Source organism: Curtobacterium sp. NPDC090217 (assembly GCF_044746705.1).
GTDB lineage: Bacteria > Actinomycetota > Actinomycetes > Actinomycetales > Microbacteriaceae > Curtobacterium.
This window is the reverse complement of the sequence record NZ_JBIVCR010000004.1, coordinates 1-18,424: the sequence shown is the minus strand read 5'-3', so window position 1 is coordinate 18,424 and position 18,424 is coordinate 1. Positions and strand designations below refer to the sequence as shown.

Annotated in this window: 15 protein-coding genes; 10 read left to right on the top strand and 5 right to left on the bottom strand. The window is 70.4% G+C overall.

What is annotated here, in order from left to right; genetic code table 11:
• Positions 1–254: 254 nt before the first annotated feature.
• Complete coding sequence (locus ACIPJ2_RS14275; RefSeq protein ID WP_402729364.1) at positions 255–1,244, bottom strand: LacI family DNA-binding transcriptional regulator; 990 nt, start codon at positions 1,242–1,244, stop codon at positions 255–257.
• A gap of 147 nt (positions 1,245–1,391) precedes the next feature.
• Here ACIPJ2_RS14275 and ACIPJ2_RS14270 point away from each other — a divergent pair, with 147 nt between their 5' ends.
• The 4 genes from ACIPJ2_RS14270 to ACIPJ2_RS14255 all read left to right on the top strand — a co-directional run bounded on the left by ACIPJ2_RS14270 (position 1,392) and on the right by ACIPJ2_RS14255 (position 6,678).
• Positions 1,392–3,407, top strand: a complete 2,016-nt coding sequence (locus tag ACIPJ2_RS14270) for a glycoside hydrolase family 127 protein (RefSeq protein ID WP_402729363.1) — start codon at positions 1,392–1,394, stop codon at positions 3,405–3,407.
• A gap of 4 nt (positions 3,408–3,411) precedes the next feature.
• The gene (locus tag ACIPJ2_RS14265) at positions 3,412–4,719 is read left to right on the top strand and encodes an ABC transporter substrate-binding protein (protein WP_402729362.1); all 1,308 of its coding nucleotides are present in this window, start codon (positions 3,412–3,414) and stop codon (positions 4,717–4,719) included.
• A gap of 62 nt (positions 4,720–4,781) precedes the next feature.
• Positions 4,782–5,723: a carbohydrate ABC transporter permease gene (locus ACIPJ2_RS14260; RefSeq protein WP_402729361.1), complete on the top strand. Its 942-nt coding sequence runs from the start codon at positions 4,782–4,784 to the stop codon at positions 5,721–5,723.
• Between the two features lie 4 nt (positions 5,724–5,727).
• Positions 5,728–6,678 (top strand): carbohydrate ABC transporter permease, encoded by a 951-nt coding sequence (locus ACIPJ2_RS14255; protein ID WP_402729360.1) that lies wholly within the window; start codon positions 5,728–5,730, stop codon positions 6,676–6,678.
• Between the two features lie 44 nt (positions 6,679–6,722).
• On the opposite strand, the gene ACIPJ2_RS14250 is transcribed toward ACIPJ2_RS14255, so the two are convergent.
• Positions 6,723–7,766 carry a substrate-binding domain-containing protein gene (locus tag ACIPJ2_RS14250; protein WP_402729359.1) on the bottom strand — a complete coding sequence of 348 codons (1,044 nt, stop codon included), beginning with the start codon at positions 7,764–7,766 and terminating at the stop codon, positions 6,723–6,725.
• A 181-nt stretch (positions 7,767–7,947) separates the two neighbouring features.
• Here ACIPJ2_RS14250 and chvE point away from each other — a divergent pair, with 181 nt between their 5' ends.
• The 3 genes from chvE to mmsB all read left to right on the top strand — a co-directional run bounded on the left by chvE (position 7,948) and on the right by mmsB (position 11,899).
• The gene (gene chvE, locus ACIPJ2_RS14245) at positions 7,948–9,078 is read left to right on the top strand and encodes a multiple monosaccharide ABC transporter substrate-binding protein (RefSeq protein ID WP_281265378.1); all 1,131 of its coding nucleotides are present in this window, start codon (positions 7,948–7,950) and stop codon (positions 9,076–9,078) included.
• A 123-nt stretch (positions 9,079–9,201) separates the two neighbouring features.
• Positions 9,202–10,731, top strand: a complete 1,530-nt coding sequence (gene mmsA / locus ACIPJ2_RS14240; RefSeq protein WP_402729710.1) for a multiple monosaccharide ABC transporter ATP-binding protein — start codon at positions 9,202–9,204, stop codon at positions 10,729–10,731.
• Complete coding sequence (gene mmsB, locus ACIPJ2_RS14235; RefSeq protein WP_402729358.1) at positions 10,718–11,899, top strand: multiple monosaccharide ABC transporter permease; 1,182 nt, start codon at positions 10,718–10,720, stop codon at positions 11,897–11,899. Before mmsA ends, mmsB begins: the two co-directional genes overlap by 14 nt.
• Positions 11,900–11,983: 84 nt before the next feature.
• On the opposite strand, the gene ACIPJ2_RS14230 is transcribed toward mmsB, so the two are convergent.
• Positions 11,984–13,324 carry an alpha-amylase family glycosyl hydrolase gene (locus ACIPJ2_RS14230; protein ID WP_402729357.1) on the bottom strand — a complete coding sequence of 447 codons (1,341 nt, stop codon included), beginning with the start codon at positions 13,322–13,324 and terminating at the stop codon, positions 11,984–11,986.
• 67 nt (positions 13,325–13,391) lie between these two features.
• Between ACIPJ2_RS14230 and ACIPJ2_RS14225 the strand changes: the two genes are divergently transcribed.
• Complete coding sequence (locus tag ACIPJ2_RS14225; protein WP_402729356.1) at positions 13,392–13,790, top strand: DUF3253 domain-containing protein; 399 nt, start codon at positions 13,392–13,394, stop codon at positions 13,788–13,790.
• A 37-nt stretch (positions 13,791–13,827) separates the two neighbouring features.
• Positions 13,828–14,925 (top strand): SDR family oxidoreductase, encoded by a 1,098-nt coding sequence (locus tag ACIPJ2_RS14220; protein ID WP_402729355.1) that lies wholly within the window; start codon positions 13,828–13,830, stop codon positions 14,923–14,925.
• 25 nt (positions 14,926–14,950) lie between these two features.
• On the opposite strand, the gene ACIPJ2_RS14215 is transcribed toward ACIPJ2_RS14220, so the two are convergent.
• Complete coding sequence (locus ACIPJ2_RS14215; protein WP_402729354.1) at positions 14,951–16,024, bottom strand: spore photoproduct lyase family protein; 1,074 nt, start codon at positions 16,022–16,024, stop codon at positions 14,951–14,953.
• 44 nt (positions 16,025–16,068) lie between these two features.
• On the opposite strand from ACIPJ2_RS14215, the gene ACIPJ2_RS14210 reads away from it, so the two are divergent.
• Complete coding sequence (locus tag ACIPJ2_RS14210; protein WP_402729353.1) at positions 16,069–16,368, top strand: biopolymer transporter Tol; 300 nt, start codon at positions 16,069–16,071, stop codon at positions 16,366–16,368.
• 107 nt (positions 16,369–16,475) lie between these two features.
• Here ACIPJ2_RS14210 and ACIPJ2_RS14205 read toward each other — a convergent pair whose 3' ends face one another.
• On the bottom strand, positions 16,476–18,275 hold the full coding sequence (locus tag ACIPJ2_RS14205) for a beta-galactosidase family protein (protein ID WP_402729352.1): 1,800 nt from the start codon (positions 18,273–18,275) through the stop codon (positions 16,476–16,478).
• Positions 18,276–18,424 lie beyond the last annotated feature (149 nt).

Below are 18,424 nucleotides of genomic sequence, written 5' to 3'. Positions count from 1 at the left end.
CCCCGCCCGTGGCACGCCGACTGGCGGAGATCTGTCGCTCGGCGGTGATCCATCCGACGTGTTGCGACCAGTCGGCAGAACTGAGCGTGGTGTCGTGGCCGGTCGCCAACGAGACGGGAGGCCGGGGCCGGGCGCGGCGGGGCGCGGGCGCGGCGGGGCGCGGGCGCGGCGGGGCGCGGGCGCGCGGGCGCGGGCGCGCGGGCGCGGGCGCGGGCGCGCGGGCGCGGGCGCGGGCGCAGCGGGGCGCGGGCGCGTCAGGCGCCGAGGGTGCTCTCGCGGAGGACGAGGGACGGGATCACGACGGCGGACTCCGGCGCGGCGCCGTCAATGAGGTCGAGCAGTGACCGCCCGGCGACCCGACCGAGCTCCTCGAGGCGCAGGTCCACCGTCGTCAGCGGCGGACGACTCGCGAGCGCCATCACGTCCCAGTCGTCGAACCCGGTGACGGCGACGTCGTCGGGCACGGACCGCCCGGCCTCGCGCAGCCGGTCGCACACGCCCCGCGCGATCTGGTCGCTGCCGCACACGATCGCGTCGACGTCGTCGTCCCCGCGGAGCAGGACGTCGGCGGCCTGGCGCCCCCAGCGCTCGGACCACTCGCCGTACATCGGCGGCACCACGAGCCGGGAGCCGAGCACTTCCGACGCCCCGGAGACACGACTCGACGCCGAGTGGTGTCGCGCCGGACCGGTGACGATCGCGACCCGCCGGCGGCCGATCGTCACGAGGTGGGACGCGACGAGTCCGGCACCGTGCGCGTCGTCGACCGTCACGGACACGTCAGCCGGGTCGGTCGACGGGGTGAACGCGTAGACGACGGGGATCGACACGTCGATCGGGGGCCGCGCGTCGGCCGAGCGCCCGGTGACGATGATGCCGTCGACGCCCCGCGCGACGAGCGAGCGGAGGTAGTGCGATTCCCGGACGTGGTCGTCACGGGTGTCGCAGAGCAGCACGGCCATCTGCCCGGCGGAGAGGACGTCCTCGGCACCGAGGAGCACCGGGATCGAGAACCGGCCGAACGAGTCCGTGGTGATCATCCCGACGGTGTAGGTCCGCCCGGAGGAGAGCGCCCGCGCCCGGGCGTCCCCGACGAACCCGAGCTTGTCGGCGGCTTCCTTCACCCGTTCGCGGGTGGATTCGCGGAGCTGCCCGGTCCCGTTGAGGGCCTTCGACGCGGTGCCGATCGACACCCCGGCGAGCGCCGCGACGTCGGTGATCCGCGCTGGACGTTCCAGTGTCACGGCAATCCCCTTTCCGGATCGGCAGCGAGATCACGATCATACGATCATCTCAGCAAGTCGGTCTTGCGCACCGCCGGGACCTGTCGTAGCGTCACGCTCCAGAAACCGTTTTCCGCACGATGTCGACGATGACCACCAGGAGACGACATGACCACAACGCTCGCGACCGAGCACCGCGCACGCACCGCGACCCCGGTCCTCCCGACCGCCGACGCGCATCTCGCCTTCCGCCCGCTGCCGTCCGGCGACGCCCGGATCACCGGGGGCTTCTGGGCGCTCCGGCAGGAGCGGAACGGCGCCGACGCGATCCGCGACGGGTACCGCCAGCTCGAGGCAGCCGGGAACTTCCGGAACCTCCGCATCGCCGCGGGGACGGAGTCCGGCGACGTCGTCGGCCCGATCTTCATGGACTCGGACGTCTACAAGTGGCTCGAGGCGGTGGCGTGGGAGCTCGGTCGAGCCCCCGCCGAAGACCTCAGAGCCCTGCAGCAGGAGGTCACCGCGCTCGTCGCAGCGGCCCAGGCGGACGACGGCTACATCGACTCCGTCCAGCAGGTCCGCTTCGACGGCGCCCGCTACACGGACCTCAAGTGGAGCCACGAGATGTACTGCGCCGGGCACCTCATGCAGGCAGCGGTCGCACAGTCCCGCGCGACGGGTGACACCGCGCTGCTCGACGTCGCGACGAAGAACGCCGACCACCTCGTGCGGACGTTCGGCGACGGGGACGGTCAGGCACGTGACATCGACGGCCACCCCGTCGTCGAGATGGGGCTCGTCGAGCTGTACCGCGAGACCGGCACCCGCGCCTACCTCGACCTGGCGCACTGGTTCGTCGACGCCCGCGGGCACGGCATCATCGAGCGAGCAGGCGGCGAGCCGACGTACTTCTCCGACCGGGTCCCGAGCCGGACGGCCACCACGGTGGAGGGGCACGCCGTCCGCGCCGTGTACCTGGCCGCCGGCGCCGTGGACGTCGCGATCGAGACCGGCGACGCCGAGCTCCTCGCCGCGAGCGAGCGCCAGTTCGCGGACATGATGGCGACGAAGGCGTTCATCACGGGCGGCCTCGGTGCCCGGTGGGACTGGGAGGCGTTCGGCGACCCGTACGAGCTGCCCACCGACCGCGGCTACGCCGAGACCTGCGCGGCGATCGGCGGGATCCAGTGGGCATGGCGGTTGCTCCTCGCGACCGGCAAGCCCGAGTACGCGGACGCCGTCGAGCGCCTGCTGTACAACGCGTTCCTGCCCGGTGTGAGCCTCGCGGGTACCGAGTACTTCTACGTCAACCCGCTCCAGCACCGGGACCACGCGCACGCGGACGAGAACCGCTCCCCCGCGCACGGCCGCCGTGGCTGGTTCGACTGCGCGTGCTGCCCGCCGAACATCATGCGGACGTTCGCGAGCCTCGACGGGTACCTGGCGACGGCGACCGAGGGCGGCCTGCAGGTACACCAGTACGCGACCGCCGACCTCGGCCCCGTCACGATCGAGACCGGGTACCCGCACGACGGAGCCGTCCGCGTCACCGTGACCGAGGACGGCCCGCTCGCCCTCGGTCTGCGGATTCCGGCGTGGTCCGACACGACGACGGTCGCCGTCGACGGCGAGACGCACCACCCGGAGCCCGGGACCCTGCACACGATCGAGCGCGCGTGGCATGCCGGCGACACCGTCGAGATCGCCTTCGACACGACCCCGCACCGCTTCGTCGCCGACGAGCGCATCGACGCGGCACGCGGACAGGTCGCCATCGAGCGGGGCCCGCTCGTCTACGCGGTCGAGCAGCCCGACCAGGACGGCTTCACCGTCGACGACCTGACGATCGACGCCGACGCCGCGATCACCGAGGACCCGCGCGACGACCTCCTCGACGGGATCGTCACGCTCCGCGTCCCGGCGCACGCGCCGGCGGAGCACGCGCAGGCAGCCTGGCCCTACCGCCGTCTCGACACCGCGACCCGCTCCGGAGGCACGGGTGCGGCCCGCACCGCGACCAGCGTCGACGACGCGACGGCCGGCGGCGGGGCCGACCCCGGCCTCCCGTCCGACGCATCCGACACGTCGGTGACGGCCGTGACGGCCGTCGCCATCCCGTACTACGCCTGGGCCAACCGCGGCGCCGTCCCCATGCGGGTGTGGCTCCCGCTGAGCGCCCGGTGACGTCGTGGACCGCAGAGGGTTCCTCGTCGGCGGCCTCGCCGGCGGGGCCGCACTCGCCCTGGCTGGGTGCTCCGGCACCCTGCCCAAGGTCGACGCCCAGGTCGCCGGCTTCGGCCAGAAGGCGACGGGCACCGTCCACGTCTGGTGTCGAGCCGCGACCCAGGCCGGCCTGACCAGCGCGGTCGCCGGCTTCAACAAGAGCCACCCGGACCTGCAGGTCGAACTGACCCCGGTGCCGGACGGCCAGTACGTGACGAAGCTCGCGACCGCCATCCGCGGCGGCGAACCGCCGGACGTCGTCGACCTCGACGACATCAACTCGCAGCTGTTCATCTTCCGCGAGGCGTTCGCCGACCTGACCGACGTCGTCAAGGGCCTCGACTACTACGACGAGCTCTCGACCGGGCACCTCCGCCTGCTGGAGTACCGCGACCGGCTCTACGGACTGCCGTACCTGGCGGACAACTCGCAGCTGTTCGTGAACACCGAGCTGTTCGACCGCGCCGGGCTCGACGTCGAGGAGTCCACGAAGGACCTCGCCACCCTGCTCGATGCGGCGAAGCGCCTCCGGAAGCTCGGCGACGACGTCTACGGGTGGACGATCTCCGGCAACGCCGCCGGGATCATCGGGTTCGTCACGCAGCCGCACGTCTGGGCCACCGGCGTCGACATGATGTCCGGCGAGGTCGGGAAGCAGCAGGCGAACATCACGGGCAACACCGCCCTCGAGCAGATGCTCGAGTTCTACCGGCAGCTCTGGAAGGACGGCGTGCTCAGCCGCGCGACGTACTCCGACGCGGGCACGACGTGGGGCGCTGACTTCCGGGCGGGCAAGGTCGGGATCATGCCGACCTCGTACGGTGCGGCCGTGCCAGCGGCGACGAAGGCGATGCGCGCGAAGATGCAGACGGTGCTCATCCCGAGCGCCGACGGCCGGCGGTCGTTCTTCGACGGCGGCGACAACATGTGCATCCCGAACGGCGCCGCGAACCCGTCGGGCGGCTGGGCGTTCATGCAGTACGCGAACTCGCTCGAGCAGCAGCAGCTGCTGCCGAACGGCGGGTACTTCCCCACCAGGGCGGACGCCGCGACGCCCGCGTACCGGAAGCAGTTCCCGCTGGCGTACGGTCCGCTCGACGCCATCGACAAGGGCTACGCACCGCAGACCCTCGCCTACAACCTGCTCGTCAACCAGCCGTCGTCGCCGTACTTCGCGATGTTCCGCGAAGCCGTGTTCGGCGCCGGCGTCTCGGCTGCGATGCGGACCGCGCAGTCCGACTACCAGCGCATCCTCGACCAGGTCCAGGCCTGACCGCCCCTGCTCCGTCCTGTTCCGCTCCGTCCTGCTCCGCTCTGCACAGTGAGGTGCATGCCATGTCGACCATCTCCGCTCGGCGTTCGTCCGTCGGACGCCGCCCGATCGGCCGGGGCCGTGCCCCGTCCCGGAACTCGCTCACCCACCCGCCACGCACGGGCGCGCTGCTCGTCACGCCGGCGATCGCGTTCGTCGCCGTGTTCGTGCTGGCACCACTGCTCTTCGCGCTCTACATCTCGTTCACGAACTGGCCGCTGATCGGTCCGTACCGGTTCATCGGCCTGCAGAACTACGCGACGCTGTTCCAGGACCCGACGTTCGTGCACGCGATCGGCTACACGCTGCTGTACACGGCGATCGTCACCGTGCCGATCCTGGTGCTCGGGTACTTCCTCGCGGTGCTCGTCCGCGCACGGCGACGTGGCTCGACGGTGCTGCGGACGGTGTTCTTCCTGCCGTACGTGGTGGGGCTGACGACCCTGAGCTTCATGCTCGTGCTCGAGGCGCAGCCGACCTCCGGCGCCGTCAACATGGTCCTGCGCTGGCTGCACGTCACCGACGGCACGACCGCCTGGCTGGTGAACGGCCCGCTCGCGACGGTGCTCATCTGCGTGCTCGTCGTCTGGGCGGTCTCCGGCCTGACGATGGTGCTGCTGATGTCGGCGATGCAGGGCGTCCCGGACGAGGTCTACGAGTCGGCGCAGCTCGAGGGCGCGTCGTGGTGGCAGACCGAACGGATGATCACGTTCCCGATGATCCGGCCGACGGTCGCGCTGAGCGTGATCATCTCGGTCATCGGGTCGCTGCTCGCGTTCAACCAGTTCTACATCCTGACGCAGGGCGGCCCCGGCACCGAGACCACGACCATCGTCAACGCCATCTACAACCGCGGGTTCGTGAACCTGCAGCTCGGCGCCGCGACCGCGGAGTCGATCGCGCTGGTGGTCGTCATCGCGGCCGTCACGCTGTTCCAGTTCTGGGCACTCCGAGAGAAGGACTGACGCCATGAGCACCACAACCACCCGTGCGGCCGCTCCCGGTCCCGACCTGTCGACCCGCACGCTGACCACGACCCCCGGCGGACGCCGTCGACACCACCAGGGCAGCGTGCAGCACCCCCGCGACACCGCGGTGAAGCGCACGCTCTACGCCATCGCGGGCATCGGCTCCGCACTGGTGTTCGGTGTCCCGCTCATCTGGTCGATCCTCCGGGCGTTCCAGTCCGAGGCCGTGATCACCTCGGCCCCAGACCCCGCCACGTTCTTCCGGCTCGGTTGGGAGAACTTCGCGGCCGTGTTCGGGTCGTCGTCCCACCTGCTGACCGGCCTGCTGAACTCGGTGATCGTGTCGGTGTGCACGGCCGTGCTGACCGCGGTGCTCGCGACGATGGCAGGCTACGGGTTCGCACGCTTCCGGTTCCGCGGGTCCGGCCTGGTGTTCGGCCTGGTGCTCCTGACGATGATGGTGCCGTTCCAGGCCATCCTGACGCCGCTGTACCTCGAGATGAACGCGATGGGGCTGACCAACTCGCTGCTCGGGCTGGTGCTGTTCTACACGACGGTGAACCTGCCGTTCGGGGTCTTCGTGATGCGCAACGCGTTCGAGTCGATCCCGCCGGACCTCGAGGACTCCGCGTTCGTCGACGGGGCGTCCCGCTTCCGGGTCGTCGTGTCGGTGCTCCGTCCACTGCTCCTCCCCGGGGCGGCGACCGCGGCGCTGTACGCGTTCCTGGCGTCGTGGACGGAGTTCCTCGGTGCGCTGACGTTCCTCACCAAGGACTCGCTGTACACGCTGCCCGTCGCACTGCTCAACCTGCAGACGGGTGCCTACGGGCAGGTGTCGTACGGCAACCTCGTGGCGGGGTCGGTCGTGGCGATGATCCCGTGCATCGCGCTCTACGTCGGCCTGCAGCGGTTCTACGTCGCCGGCCTGTCGTCGGGAGCGCTCAAGGGCTGAGCACGCGCCGCAGCGCCGGGCCGCGCAGCGCTGTCCAGGGCCGCTCAGGCACTCCGGCGCACCACGAGCGACGGCTGGAGCAGGATCTCGTCGAGCGGCTCGCCCTCCACCAGGGACCTGACGGTCGCCAGCACCTGCTCCCCCATCGCCCGGAAGTCCTGCCGCACGGTGGTCAGCGGCGGCGTGAAGTGTGCCGCCTCCGGGATGTCGTCGAAGCCAACGACGGCGATGTCGTCCGGCACCCGGAGCCCGTCGTCGGCGAACGCGTGCAGGACCCCGAGCGCCATCTGGTCGTTGCCGCAGAACACCGCGTCGACGGCCGTTGTGTCGAGGGACCGCGCGGCCGCGAACCCGCTCGCCGGGGTCCAGTCGCCGTCGAGGACGACCGGGTCGAGACCGGCCGACTCCATCAGGCGCACGTAGGTCGCGCGGCGCACCTGGGCCTCTTGCGAGACGGTCGGTCCGGTGATGTGCACGATCCGTCGGTGTCCCCGGTCGAACAGGTGCTGCATCGCCATCGAGGCACCGGCGACCTGGTCGATCGCGACCGCGGCGACGGCAGCGGTCAGGGGGCCGACCGTCGGCGCGTCACGCTGGACGGCGTTGGACACGACGACCGGCACCGGGACCGGGACGGCCAGCGACGCGAGGGCGTCGAGCACCCGGTTGTCGGCGGCGACGAGCACGATCGCGGCGACGTCCTGCGCCAGGAGCGTCGCGAGCGCCCCCGACAGGTCGGACGGCCGTGGGTCCTCCGGCAGGGTCGAGAGCAGCACGTGGTACCCGGCGTGCCGGGCCGCCCGCTCGAAGCCGATCGCGGTGCTCGACGGTCCGTAGAGCGCGTCGCCGGCCGTCACCAGTCCGAGGGCCTTGCTGCGCCCGCCGGCGAGCGCGCGAGCCGCAGCACGCGGGCGGTACCCGAGCTCGGCGATGGCCGTGGTCACACGGGACCGGAAGCCGTCGCGGACGGTCGGATCGCCGTTGATCACCCGGGAGACGGTCTGGTGTGAGACCCCTGCGCGCTCGGCGACGTCGAAGATCGTCGGGGCCTTGCGCCCCTTGCCGCTCGCGGCCGTGGTGGTCGTCACCCGGACACCGTACCGCGCAGCGCGGCGATCACGACCACATCGCGAATCGGTCACGAGGAGTTGACAGGGCGGTACACAACGCCCAGTATGTGAGCGCTCACTCAGAGCAGACACCGGCAGTGCAGCCGTGTGGCACACCGAGCGCGTCGAGGACGACGCGAGAGGAACAAGAGGTACTTCGATGATGAAGCGCAGGATCGTCGCGGGCGTCGCAGCCCTCGGCATCGCCATCGCCCTGGCCGGTTGTTCGGCCGGCGGACGCGCCTCCACCGACGGCGGGGGCAGCAGCAGCGACAACAAGGGCGCCCTCGTCGGCGTCGCCATGCCGACCAAGGTTTCCGAGCGCTGGATCAAGGACGGGAACGCCGTCAAGGCCGACCTGGAGAAGGCCGGCTACAAGGTCGACCTCGAGTACGCGGACAACAAGATCCCGCAGCAGGTCCAGCAGGTCAGCAACATGATCACGAAGGGCGCGAAGGTCCTCATCGTCGCGTCCATCGACGGCGGGTCGCTCTCCGACCAGCTCGACGCCGCCGCGAAGGCCGGCATCAAGGTGATCTCCTACGACCGCCTGCTCACCGGCAACAAGAACGTCGACTACTACGTGTCGTTCGACAACGAGAAGGTCGGTGTCGACCAGGCGAACTCGCTGCTGACCGGCCTCGGTCTCCTCGACGCCGACGGCAAGAAGACCGGCGAGAAGGGTCCGTTCAACATCGAGGTCTTCGCCGGCTCGCCCGACGACAACAACGCCACGTTCTTCTTCAACGGCGCGATGAAGACCCTCAAGCCGTACCTCGACGACGGCACGCTGAAGATCGGCTCCGGCCAGGACGGGTTCACGCAGGCCGCCACGCTGCAGTGGGACCCGGCGACCGCCAAGGCCCGCATGCAGAACCTCATCGCGAAGTCGTACTCGGGCGGCACCACGCTGAACGGCGTGCTCTCCCCGTACGACGGCATGTCGATCGGCATCATCTCGGCGCTCCAGGGCGCCGGCTACGGCACGTCCGACCGTCCGCTCCCGACCATCACCGGGCAGGACGCCGAGCAGGCGTCGGTGAAGTCGATCATCGCCGGTCAGCAGTACTCGACGATCTACAAGGACACCCGCCAGCTCGCCGAGAAGTCGGCGTCGATGGCCGAGGACCTGCTCTCCGGCAAGAAGCCGAAGGTCAACGACACGACGACGTACGACAACAAGGTGAAGGTCGTCCCGACCTTCCTCTTCCAGCCGACCGTGGTGACCAAGGAGAACTACCAGAAGGTCCTCGTGGACTCGGGGTACTACTCCGAAGCCGACCTCAAGTAGGTAGCGACCATCTGACGGACAGGAGGCTCGGTGCCAGACCGCGCCGAGCCTCCTGTCCGTCTCCACTCGCGCGCACCGCGCGCACTACGGAAGGCGGTCGACGTGACGGACACCATCCTCGAGATGCGTGACATCACCAAGACGTTCCCCGGCGTCAAGGCCCTGCAGGGGGTCTCGATCGAGGTCGAGCGCGGCCAGGTCCACGCGATCTGCGGCGAGAACGGCGCCGGCAAGTCCACGCTCATGAAGGTCCTGTCCGGGGTCTACCCCGCAGGCACGTTCGAGGGCGAGATCCTGCTCGACGGGTCCCCCGTGTCGTTCTCGAGCATCAACGACTCCGAGGCATCGGGCGTCGTGATCATCCACCAGGAACTCGCGCTCAGCCCGTTCCTGTCGATCGCGGAGAACATCTTCCTCGGCAACGAGCGGTCGTCAGGCGGGTTCATCGACTGGAACAAGACGAACCTCGAGGCCGCCGCGCTCCTGGAGCGCGTCGGGCTGAAGGACAACCCGGTCACGAAGATCGTCGACATCGGCGTCGGCAAGCAGCAGCTCGTCGAGATCGCGAAGGCGCTCTCGAAGCGCGTGAAGCTGCTCATCCTCGACGAGCCGACCGCGGCGCTCAACGACGACGACTCGGCGCACCTGCTCGACCTCATCCGGTCGCTGCAGGCCGAGGGCATGACGGCGATCATCATCAGCCACAAGCTCAACGAGATCAAGGCGATCGCGGACAAGGTCACGATCATCCGCGACGGCCAGACGATCGAGACGCTCGACATGCACGGGGGCGAGGTCTCCGAGGACCGGATCATCCGGGGCATGGTCGGTCGCGACCTGTCGAACCGCTACCCGGAGCACGAGTCGCACGTCGGCGAGGAGCTCCTGCGGATCGAGGACTGGACCGTCCACCACCCGCTCGACGCGTCCCGCGAGATCATCCACCAGGCGAGCCTCAACGTCCGCGAGGGCGAGATCGTCGGCATCGCCGGACTCATGGGTGCCGGGCGGACCGAGCTCGCGATGAGCGTGTTCGGCCACTCGTACGGCACCGGCATCAGCGGCACCGTGTACAAGCGCGGCGAACCGATCAAAACCCACACGGTGTCGCAGGCGATCGACCACGGCATCGCCTACGCGACCGAGGACCGGAAGCGCTACGGCCTGAACCTGCTCGACGACATCAAGCGGAACATCTCCGGCTCCGCGCTCGGCAAGCTCGCCGAGTGGGGCTTCGTGAACGGCTCGCAGGAGACCACGGTCGCCCGGCAGTTCCTGAAGAACCTGAACATCAAGGCGCCGAACGTCAACGTCGTCACGGGCAAGCTCTCCGGCGGGAACCAGCAGAAGGTCGTCCTGTCGAAGTGGATGTACGCCGACCCCGACGTGCTCATCCTCGACGAGCCGACCCGAGGCATCGACGTCGGCGCGAAGTACGAGATCTACACGATCATCAACGCGCTCGCGGACCAGGGCAAGGGGATCATCGTCATCTCCTCCGAGCTCCCGGAACTGCTCGGCATCTGCGACCGCATCTACACGCTCTCCGAGGGCACCATCACGGCCGACGTCCCCCGCGCGGAGGCGACGCCAGAGGTCCTCATGCAGTACATGACCCAGGAACGGGAGACCCCTGTCAATGAACGCGCTTAAGTCCGCCGCCGGCTATCTCACCGGGCAGCTCCGACAGATCGGCCTGTTCATCGCGCTGATCGTCATCGTCATCTTCTTCCAGGTGACGACGGGCGGGATCACCCTCGCCCCGATCAACGTCTCGAACCTGATCGTCCAGAACAGCTACATCCTGATCCTCGCGATCGGCATGGTGATGGTCATCATCGCCGGCCACATCGACCTGTCCGTCGGGTCCGTCGTCGCCTTCACCGGGGCGATGGCCGGCGTCATGATCACGCAGTGGCACGTGCCGTGGCCCGTCGCGGTCGTGCTCTGCCTGGTCATCGGCGCCCTCGTCGGCGCGTGGCAGGGGTTCTGGATCGCGTACTTCGGGATCCCCGCGTTCATCGTCACGCTCGCCGGCATGCTCGCGTTCCGCGGTGCCGCCCAGATCGCCCTGCAGAACCAGCAGATCTCGCCGTTCCCCGAGGGCTTCCGCTCCCTCGGCTCCGGCTTCCTGCCGGCGTTCGGCAGCTCCGGCTACGAACCGCTCACGATGATCCTCGGCATCGTCGCCGCCGCGGTCCTCGTCCTCACGGCGTTCCGCGGTCGGGCGACCCGTCGCAAGTACCAGCTCGAGGACGAGCCGTTCGCCTGGTTCCTGACGAAGCTCGTGTTCACCGTCGCGCTCGTCATGTACGTCGCGCTGCTGCTCGCGAGCTACAACGGCACCCCGATCGTCCTCGTCATCCTCGGTGTGCTCGTCGTCGTGTACTCGCTCGTGATGCGGAGCGCGGTGTTCGGCCGGCACATCTACGCGATCGGCGGCAACGCCCTCGCCGCGCAGCTGTCCGGTGTGAAGACGAAGCGCGTGACCTTCCTGCTGTTCGTCAACATGGGCGTGATCTCGGCGCTCGCGGGCGTGGTGTTCACCGGGCAGCTCAACCTGGCGTCGCCGAGCGCCGGCAACGGCTTCGAGCTCGACGCCATCGCCGCGGTGTTCATCGGTGGCGCGGCGGTCACGGGCGGCATCGGCACCGTGCCCGGCGCCATCGTCGGTGGTCTCATCATCGGGATCCTGAACAACGGCATGTCGATCCTCGGCGTCGGGACGGAGTTCCAGTCGCTCATCAAGGGCCTGGTGCTGCTCGCCGCCGTCGCGTTCGACGTGTTCAACAAGCGCCGGGCCGCGTCCGCGCGCAAGTAGCGGCCCTCCCCCGCTTCCGCGAAAGCGACAGATTCCCGCTGGACATCAGCGGGAATCTGTCGCTTTCGCGGTGTGGCGTGCGGGTCAGGCGCGGGTCAGGACGGCCCAGCCAGCGGACGGGAGGCGCACGGTCCCGTCCGCCACGGCACCACCGCCCGCCTCCACCCGCGTCGCGTCGGCCGCGGGCAGCTCGACGGGGTCGTCCGACAGGTTCAGGGCGGTCACCACGACGGCGTCCGCCGTCGCCGTGCGGAGCACGAGAGCGGTGTTGGTCAGGTGCACGACGTCGGTGTGCGCCCGGTGCAGCCAGGGGTTCCGACGCCGGAGGGCGATGAGGGCCTCGTACGTGTGCGTCGTCGCGTCCGGTGCCGGCGGGGCCTCGGGGAACGCCGGGCGGACGGCATCGTCGCCGCCGACCCGTTCCTCCTTGACCCCGGTCCACCCGTACTCGTCGCCCGCCCAGACGATCGGCGTGCCCGCCACCGTGAACAGGACCGCAGCGGCGTGCCCGACGAACCGGTCCCCCACGGCGCTCGCGATGCGCGTGACGTCGTGGTTGCCGACGAAGGTGGTCGGGACGAAGGTCTCGAGGAGCGCGTCGTGTCGTTCGAGTGCGTGCGCCAGTTCGTGGCAGTTCCGGTCGGCGATGCCGTGCCAGATGCCCTGCCAGAGCTCGTACTGCGTGGTGGAGTCCATCGTCGACGCGCGGACGATCGCCGTCGCGTCGCCGTGGATCACCTCACCGCTGAACCACGCCTCCGGGAAGCGCTCCCGCACGCGCGGCAGGACCCGCGCCCAGAACTCCGGCGGCACGGCGTACGCCGCGTCGAGCCGCCACCCGTCGACCCCGCGGCCGAGCCAGTGCGTCATCACCTCGACGACGAGGTCCTCGGTCTCGCGGGTGCCGTGGTCGAGTGCGACGAGGATGTCGTGCCCCTCGAAGAGCCCCACCGGCACCGGGTCGCCGGGGTTCCACCCGGTCCAGTCGATCCCGAACAGCGATGCCGACTCCGCGGCGGGACCGTCCGCCTCGATCGCCCGGAAGGCGGGGTGGTCCCGTCCCACGTGGTTGAACACCCCGTCGAGCAGGACCCGGATCCCGCGCTCGTGCGCAGCGGACACCAGCCGGTCGAAGTCGTCGTCGTCGCCGAGTCTCGGGTCGATCCGGAAGTGGTCCACGGTGTCGTAGCCGTGCGTCGAGCTCTGGAACACCGGGCCGAGCAGCAGTCCGTTCATCCCGAGGCCGACCACGTGGTCGAGCCAGGCCGTGATCCGGTCGAGCCGGTGGTCAACGGGGCGGTCGGCCACGGGCGTCTCCGGGCGGACGTCCGCTCCGACGAAGCCGAGCGGGTAGACGTGCCACCACATGACGTGCGCGACCCAGGCCGGCTCGGGCGGGAGGGACGGGACGGTGTCGGTGCTCACCGCCACGATCGTGCCAGCCGGACCTGTGCTGTGTACGGGACCGGACACGGGGACGAGGATGGCTGGCATGGGACGAGCGATCAGGACCGCGGCGGACGCCGATCGGGTGGAGTCGGCACAGGCGGAGAAGACCTGCGCCGCATGCGGCCGCCGGATGCCCTCGTCAGCAGCACCCGAGGCGAAGTGGTGCTCGGCTGCCTGCCGGAAGCACGGCGTCGACGCCACCGACCGCGCGCTCGAGCAACGCATCGACGAGCTGCTCGCCGCGCGTGCCCGGACGTCGAGCATCTGCCCGTCAGAGGTGGCCCGCTCCCTCGACCCGGACGGCTGGCGCGACCTCATGGAGCCGGCGCGTCGGGCGGCCCGTCGCATGGTGGCGAGGGGCGAGGTCGAGATCACCCAGGGCGGGAACGTCGTGGATCCGTCGACGGCGAAGGGGCCGATCCGGATCCGTCGTCCGCGATGAGGGAACACCGGCAACCCGACAGCTGTTGGCGACGTTGATGACTTCCGTCGAGACCACACCGTCCACCGACCATCGCCGCGCACTCGTCGTGGGGGCGAGCGGCATCACCGGCTCCGCCCTCGTCGCGCAGCTCACCCGCGAAGGGTGGGACGTCGCCGCGCTCTCCCGACGTGCCGGCACGCGTGACGGGGTCCGCGGTGTCGCCGCCGACCTCCGTGACGCGGATACCCTGCGCGCGGCTCTCGCCGACGAACGTCCCACGCACGTGTTCTTCACCGCGTGGCAACGGCAGGCGACCGAGGCGGAGAACATCGCGGTGAACGGTGGCATGGTCCGCGACCTGCTCGCCGCGCTCGACCACGCCCCGCTCGAACACGTCGCCCTGGTCACCGGGCTGAAGCACTACCTCGGCCCGTTCGAGGCCTACGCCGCTGGTGCGATGCCCGACACGCCCTTCCACGAGGAGGAGCCACGGCTCGACACCCCGAACTTCTACTACGCGCAAGAGGACGAACTCTTCGCAGCGGCCGAGCGGCAGGGCTTCACCTGGTCCGTGCACCGGTCGCACACCGTCATCGGCCACGCGGTCGGCAACGCGATGAACATGGGGCTCACGCTGGCGGTCCAGGCGACCATCGCGAAGGAGCTCGATCTCGACTTCGTGTTCCCCGGCAGCGAGGCGCAGTGGAACGGCCTCACTGACATGACCGACGCTGGTGTCCTCGCCGAGCAGATGGTCTGGGCGTCGACGGATCCCGCTGGTGCCGATGAGGCGTTCAACATCGTCAACGGCGACGTCTTCCGGTGGCGGTGGATGTGGCCGCGGCTCGCGGAACACCTCGGGGTGGACCCGGCGCGGGTCGTCGGCTACGAGGACGCACCGCGACCGCTCGAACAGCAGATGGCGCCGTACGAGTCGTCGTGGGCGGGCATCGCCGAGCGGCACGGCCTCGTGGAACCCGACATCTCGCGACTCGCCTCGTGGTGGCACACCGACGCCGACCTCGGCCGCGCGATGGAGGTCGTCACCGACATGGGCAAGAGCCGCGAGGCCGGGTTCACCGCGTACCGCCGCACCGAGCGGGCGTTCGCGGACCTCTTCGCCCGCTACCGCGCCGACCGACTGATCCCCTGACCAGCCCGCGGGACCCCGACCCGCGTCAGAACGCGTACCGGATCCGGCACGACGGCAGGTGCTCGGCGACGAGTTCCCGGAAGCGCTCGACGAGCTGCGCCTTCGTGCCGGACCGGTAGCGGACGTTCACGGCACCGTTCTGCGACACCTTGGACTCCTGCAGGTCCGGGCGCCACAGGAGTTCCTCGCCCTTGGGGTGCCACCCGAGGTTGACCTCGTGGAGCTGCTCGTTGTGGGTCAGGAAGATCACCTCGGCCGCGAGCTGCTCCTTGGCCCGCGGGGACAAGACGTCGTCGACCTCGCGCAGGAGTGCCGCCCAGTCCTGCTCCCACGTCGGGGTGACGATGACCGGCGAGAAGTTGAGGTGGACCTCGTACCCGGCCTCGACGAAGTCGTCGACCGCGCGGATCCGTTCGGACACCGGCGACGTGCGGATGTCCACGAGCTTCGCGGTGTCGTGCGGCATGAGCGAGAACCGGATCCGGGTGCGCCCCATCGGGTCCCAGTCGAGCAGCTCGCGGTTCACGTACTTCGTCGCGAAGGACGCCTTCGCCGTCGGCGTCATCCGGAACAGGTCGCAGAGGTCCCGCACGTTGTCGCCGATCAGGGCGTCGACGGAACAGTCGCTGTTCTCACCGATGTCGTAGACCCACGCGTCGGCGTCGCACTGGTTCGGCTCGGACTTCGGCCCCTGCTTGTGGACGTGCCGCGCGACGTGCTTCGTGATCTGCTCGATGTTCGCGAAGACGGTGACCGGGTTGCTGTACCCCTTGCGCCGCGGGACGTAGCAGTACGAGCACGCCATCGCGCAGCCGTTCGCCGTCGACGGGGCGATGAAGTCCGCGGAGCGCCCGTTCGGACGGGTGACGAGCGACTTCTTCACGCCGAGCACGAGCGCCTCGGTCTTGATGCGCACCCAGCGCTGGACGTTGCGTTCGTCGCCGTGCACCTCGGGGATGTTCCAGTGCGAGGCAACCGGGACGATCTCGGCATCGGGCCAGCGGCCGACCACCTCGACGCCACGGGGCAGTTCGAGGGCAGCGGGCTCGGCGTAGATCCGTCGGACGTCGAGCAGCGGGCGTGCACGGGGAGCGGTCATCGCACCCTGTCTACCGGAGACCCCCGACGGTGCAGACTCGGGGTGTGAGCGAACCCGACGAGCACTTCTTCGTCGTCGACGGCCGACGCTGGCGCCGGACGGACCCGGCACTCCCCGAGGACGTCGCGGCGGCCCTCCGCTCCCATCTGGGTCGCGGACGGAACGCCGTCAAGCAGGCGAAGCGGTCCGGTGACGACGACGCGCTCGCAGCCGCGCGGCACCGGAACGGCATCGCCAAGCACGGCCTCGGTGAACGCGGGCCGGAGTGGTGGGAGCGCCAGGAGGCCGACCGGATCGCGGACGCCGAACGGGCACTCGCCGAACTCGACGCATTCGACCCCTGACGCGCGATCCGTCCCATCACACCCGCTCTGGAAAGCCAAAAGGCGCGTAGGGCGTCGGAAGAACCGACCTCCTACGCGCGATTCGACTCACCACGCGGGATTCGACCTCAGGCCTCGGTGTGGCCGAGCTCCGGCTCGACGCGCAGGCAGACCGAGCGCGACGCGGCCGCGTGCAACTCGAACACGACGACCTCGTTCCGCCCGGCACGCAGCACGGGCCCTGGTACGGCGAGCGTGTGCTGCGGGCCGCGGGACCAGTACCGGCCGAGGCAGAACCCGTTCACCCACGCCACGCCCTTCCGGAACCCGGGGAGCGACAGGTACCGGTCCCCCGCGCCGGCGAGGTCGAACGTCCCGTGCGCGAACACCGGCCCGGCGAGCACGTGCGGGTCGTCCGTCGGCGCGCTCTCACGCAGCGCCTCGAGCGCGGCGTCCGGGAGCGGGTCGAGCGCGAGCGGCGACGCCGTCCAGCGTTCCAGGAGGGCACCGTCGATGCGCACACCCCCGATCAGTCCCTTCGGCTCGCCGATGCGCGGCCCGTAGTCGACCCGGCCCTGGTCCTCGACGAGGAGCTCCAGCGTCCCGGTACCCGGCGGGAGCGCGATGGCGCGGTCGTGGTGCTCGCGTTCCAGGACACCGACCGGACGACCGGCGATGCTGACGAGGACGCGGTCGCGGACCTCCTCCCCGACGGTGAGCACACCGCCGGCTGGCAGGTCGACCTCGGCCCGGTACAGCACGAAGCCCGAGGCGGCACCGAGTGCGTCGAACGTGGGAGGGGTGTCGTGCGTCGTCCACGACGCGAGGTGCGGCAGCAGCGTCCCCATGGCGGTGGACCGATCGAGTCGGACGGCGACGTCCGTGGCGGGGGTGCGCCGAGCCTCCAGGCCGGATCCCCCCGGCTGCATCCACTCCGGCAGCTCCGGGACGGGCGCGTAGCGCTCGATGACCGCGCGGAAGGCGTGGAACTTCGACGTCGGGCGTCCGGCCTCGTCGAGCGGGGCGTCGTAGTCGTAGGACGTCGCGATCGGCCGGTACACGCCCTTGTCGTTCGCGCCGTTCGTGAAGCCGAAGTTCGTGCCGCCGTGGAACATGTAGATGTTCACCGAGCCGCCCGCGGCGAGGAGCACGTCGAGGTCCTCGGCGCTCGCGGCGGCGGAGGTCGTGTGGTGGTGCTCGCCCCAACTGTCGAACCAGCCGTCCCAGAACTCGGAGCACATCAGCGGCCCGGTCGGCTGGGCCTGCCGGAGCCGTTCCAGGCGCGACGCCGAGCGGGACCCGAACGAGCCGGTCTTGTGCAGGGACGGCAGCGACCCGTCCTCGAGCATGGTGCCCATCGGCTGGTCGACGCTCGTGAACGGGACGGTGAGCCCGATGTCGCGGTGCATCTGCTCGAGCTTCGTCAGGTAGACGGGGTCGGACCCGTACGCGCCGTACTCGTTCTCGACCTGCACGAGCACGATCGGCCCGCCGTGGTCGATCTGGCGGGGCACGAGCACCGGAGCGAGGGCCTCGAGGTAGTCCTGCACCGCCGCGAGGAACTGCGGCTCGTCACGGCGGACGCCGACGGTGCCGTCGGTGAACAGCCAGTACGGCAGGCCGCCGTTGGTCCACTCGGCGCAGATGTACGGGCCGGGGCGGACGATGGCGTGCATGCCCTCGGCGGCGACGAGGTCGAGGAACCGGCCGAGGTCGAGTCCGCCGGTGAAGTCGAAGGTGCCGGGTGTGGTCTCGTGGGCGTTCCACGCGACGTAGGTCTCGACCGTGTTGAGACCCATCAGCCGGGCCTTGTGGATGCGATCGGCCCACAGGTCGGGGTGCACGCGGAAGTAGTGGATCGCGCCGGAGAGGACCCGGTGCGGCTCGCCGTCGAGCAGGAAGTCGGTGTCGCCGATGGCGAAGCGCATGAGTGCAGTCTTTCAGACAGCGGGGTGGGGGGGGGGGGGGGGGGGCCCCCCCCCCCCGGGGGGGGGGGGGGGGGGGGGGGGGGGGGGGGGGGGGGGGGGGGGGGGCCCCGCGCCCGCGCCCCCCCCCCCCCCCGCCCCCGGCGGCGGGC

Excerpts from the sequence above, each read along its gene's own strand:
- ACIPJ2_RS14270 (WP_402729363.1), top strand. The coding sequence starts at position 1,392 with ATGACCACAACGCTCGCGACCGAGCACCGCGCACGCACCGCGACCCCG.
- ACIPJ2_RS14260 (WP_402729361.1), top strand. The coding sequence starts at position 4,782 with ATGTCGACCATCTCCGCTCGGCGTTCGTCCGTCGGACGCCGCCCGATC.
- ACIPJ2_RS14255 (WP_402729360.1), top strand. The coding sequence starts at position 5,728 with ATGAGCACCACAACCACCCGTGCGGCCGCTCCCGGTCCCGACCTGTCG.
- chvE (WP_281265378.1), top strand. The coding sequence starts at position 7,948 with ATGATGAAGCGCAGGATCGTCGCGGGCGTCGCAGCCCTCGGCATCGCC.
- mmsA (WP_402729710.1), top strand. The coding sequence starts at position 9,202 with ATGCGTGACATCACCAAGACGTTCCCCGGCGTCAAGGCCCTGCAGGGG.
- mmsB (WP_402729358.1), top strand. The coding sequence starts at position 10,718 with ATGAACGCGCTTAAGTCCGCCGCCGGCTATCTCACCGGGCAGCTCCGA.
- ACIPJ2_RS14225 (WP_402729356.1), top strand. The coding sequence starts at position 13,392 with ATGGGACGAGCGATCAGGACCGCGGCGGACGCCGATCGGGTGGAGTCG.
- ACIPJ2_RS14220 (WP_402729355.1), top strand. The coding sequence starts at position 13,828 with ATGACTTCCGTCGAGACCACACCGTCCACCGACCATCGCCGCGCACTC.
- ACIPJ2_RS14215 (WP_402729354.1), bottom strand. The coding sequence starts at position 16,024 with ATGACCGCTCCCCGTGCACGCCCGCTGCTCGACGTCCGACGGATCTAC.
- ACIPJ2_RS14205 (WP_402729352.1), bottom strand. The coding sequence starts at position 18,275 with ATGCGCTTCGCCATCGGCGACACCGACTTCCTGCTCGACGGCGAGCCG.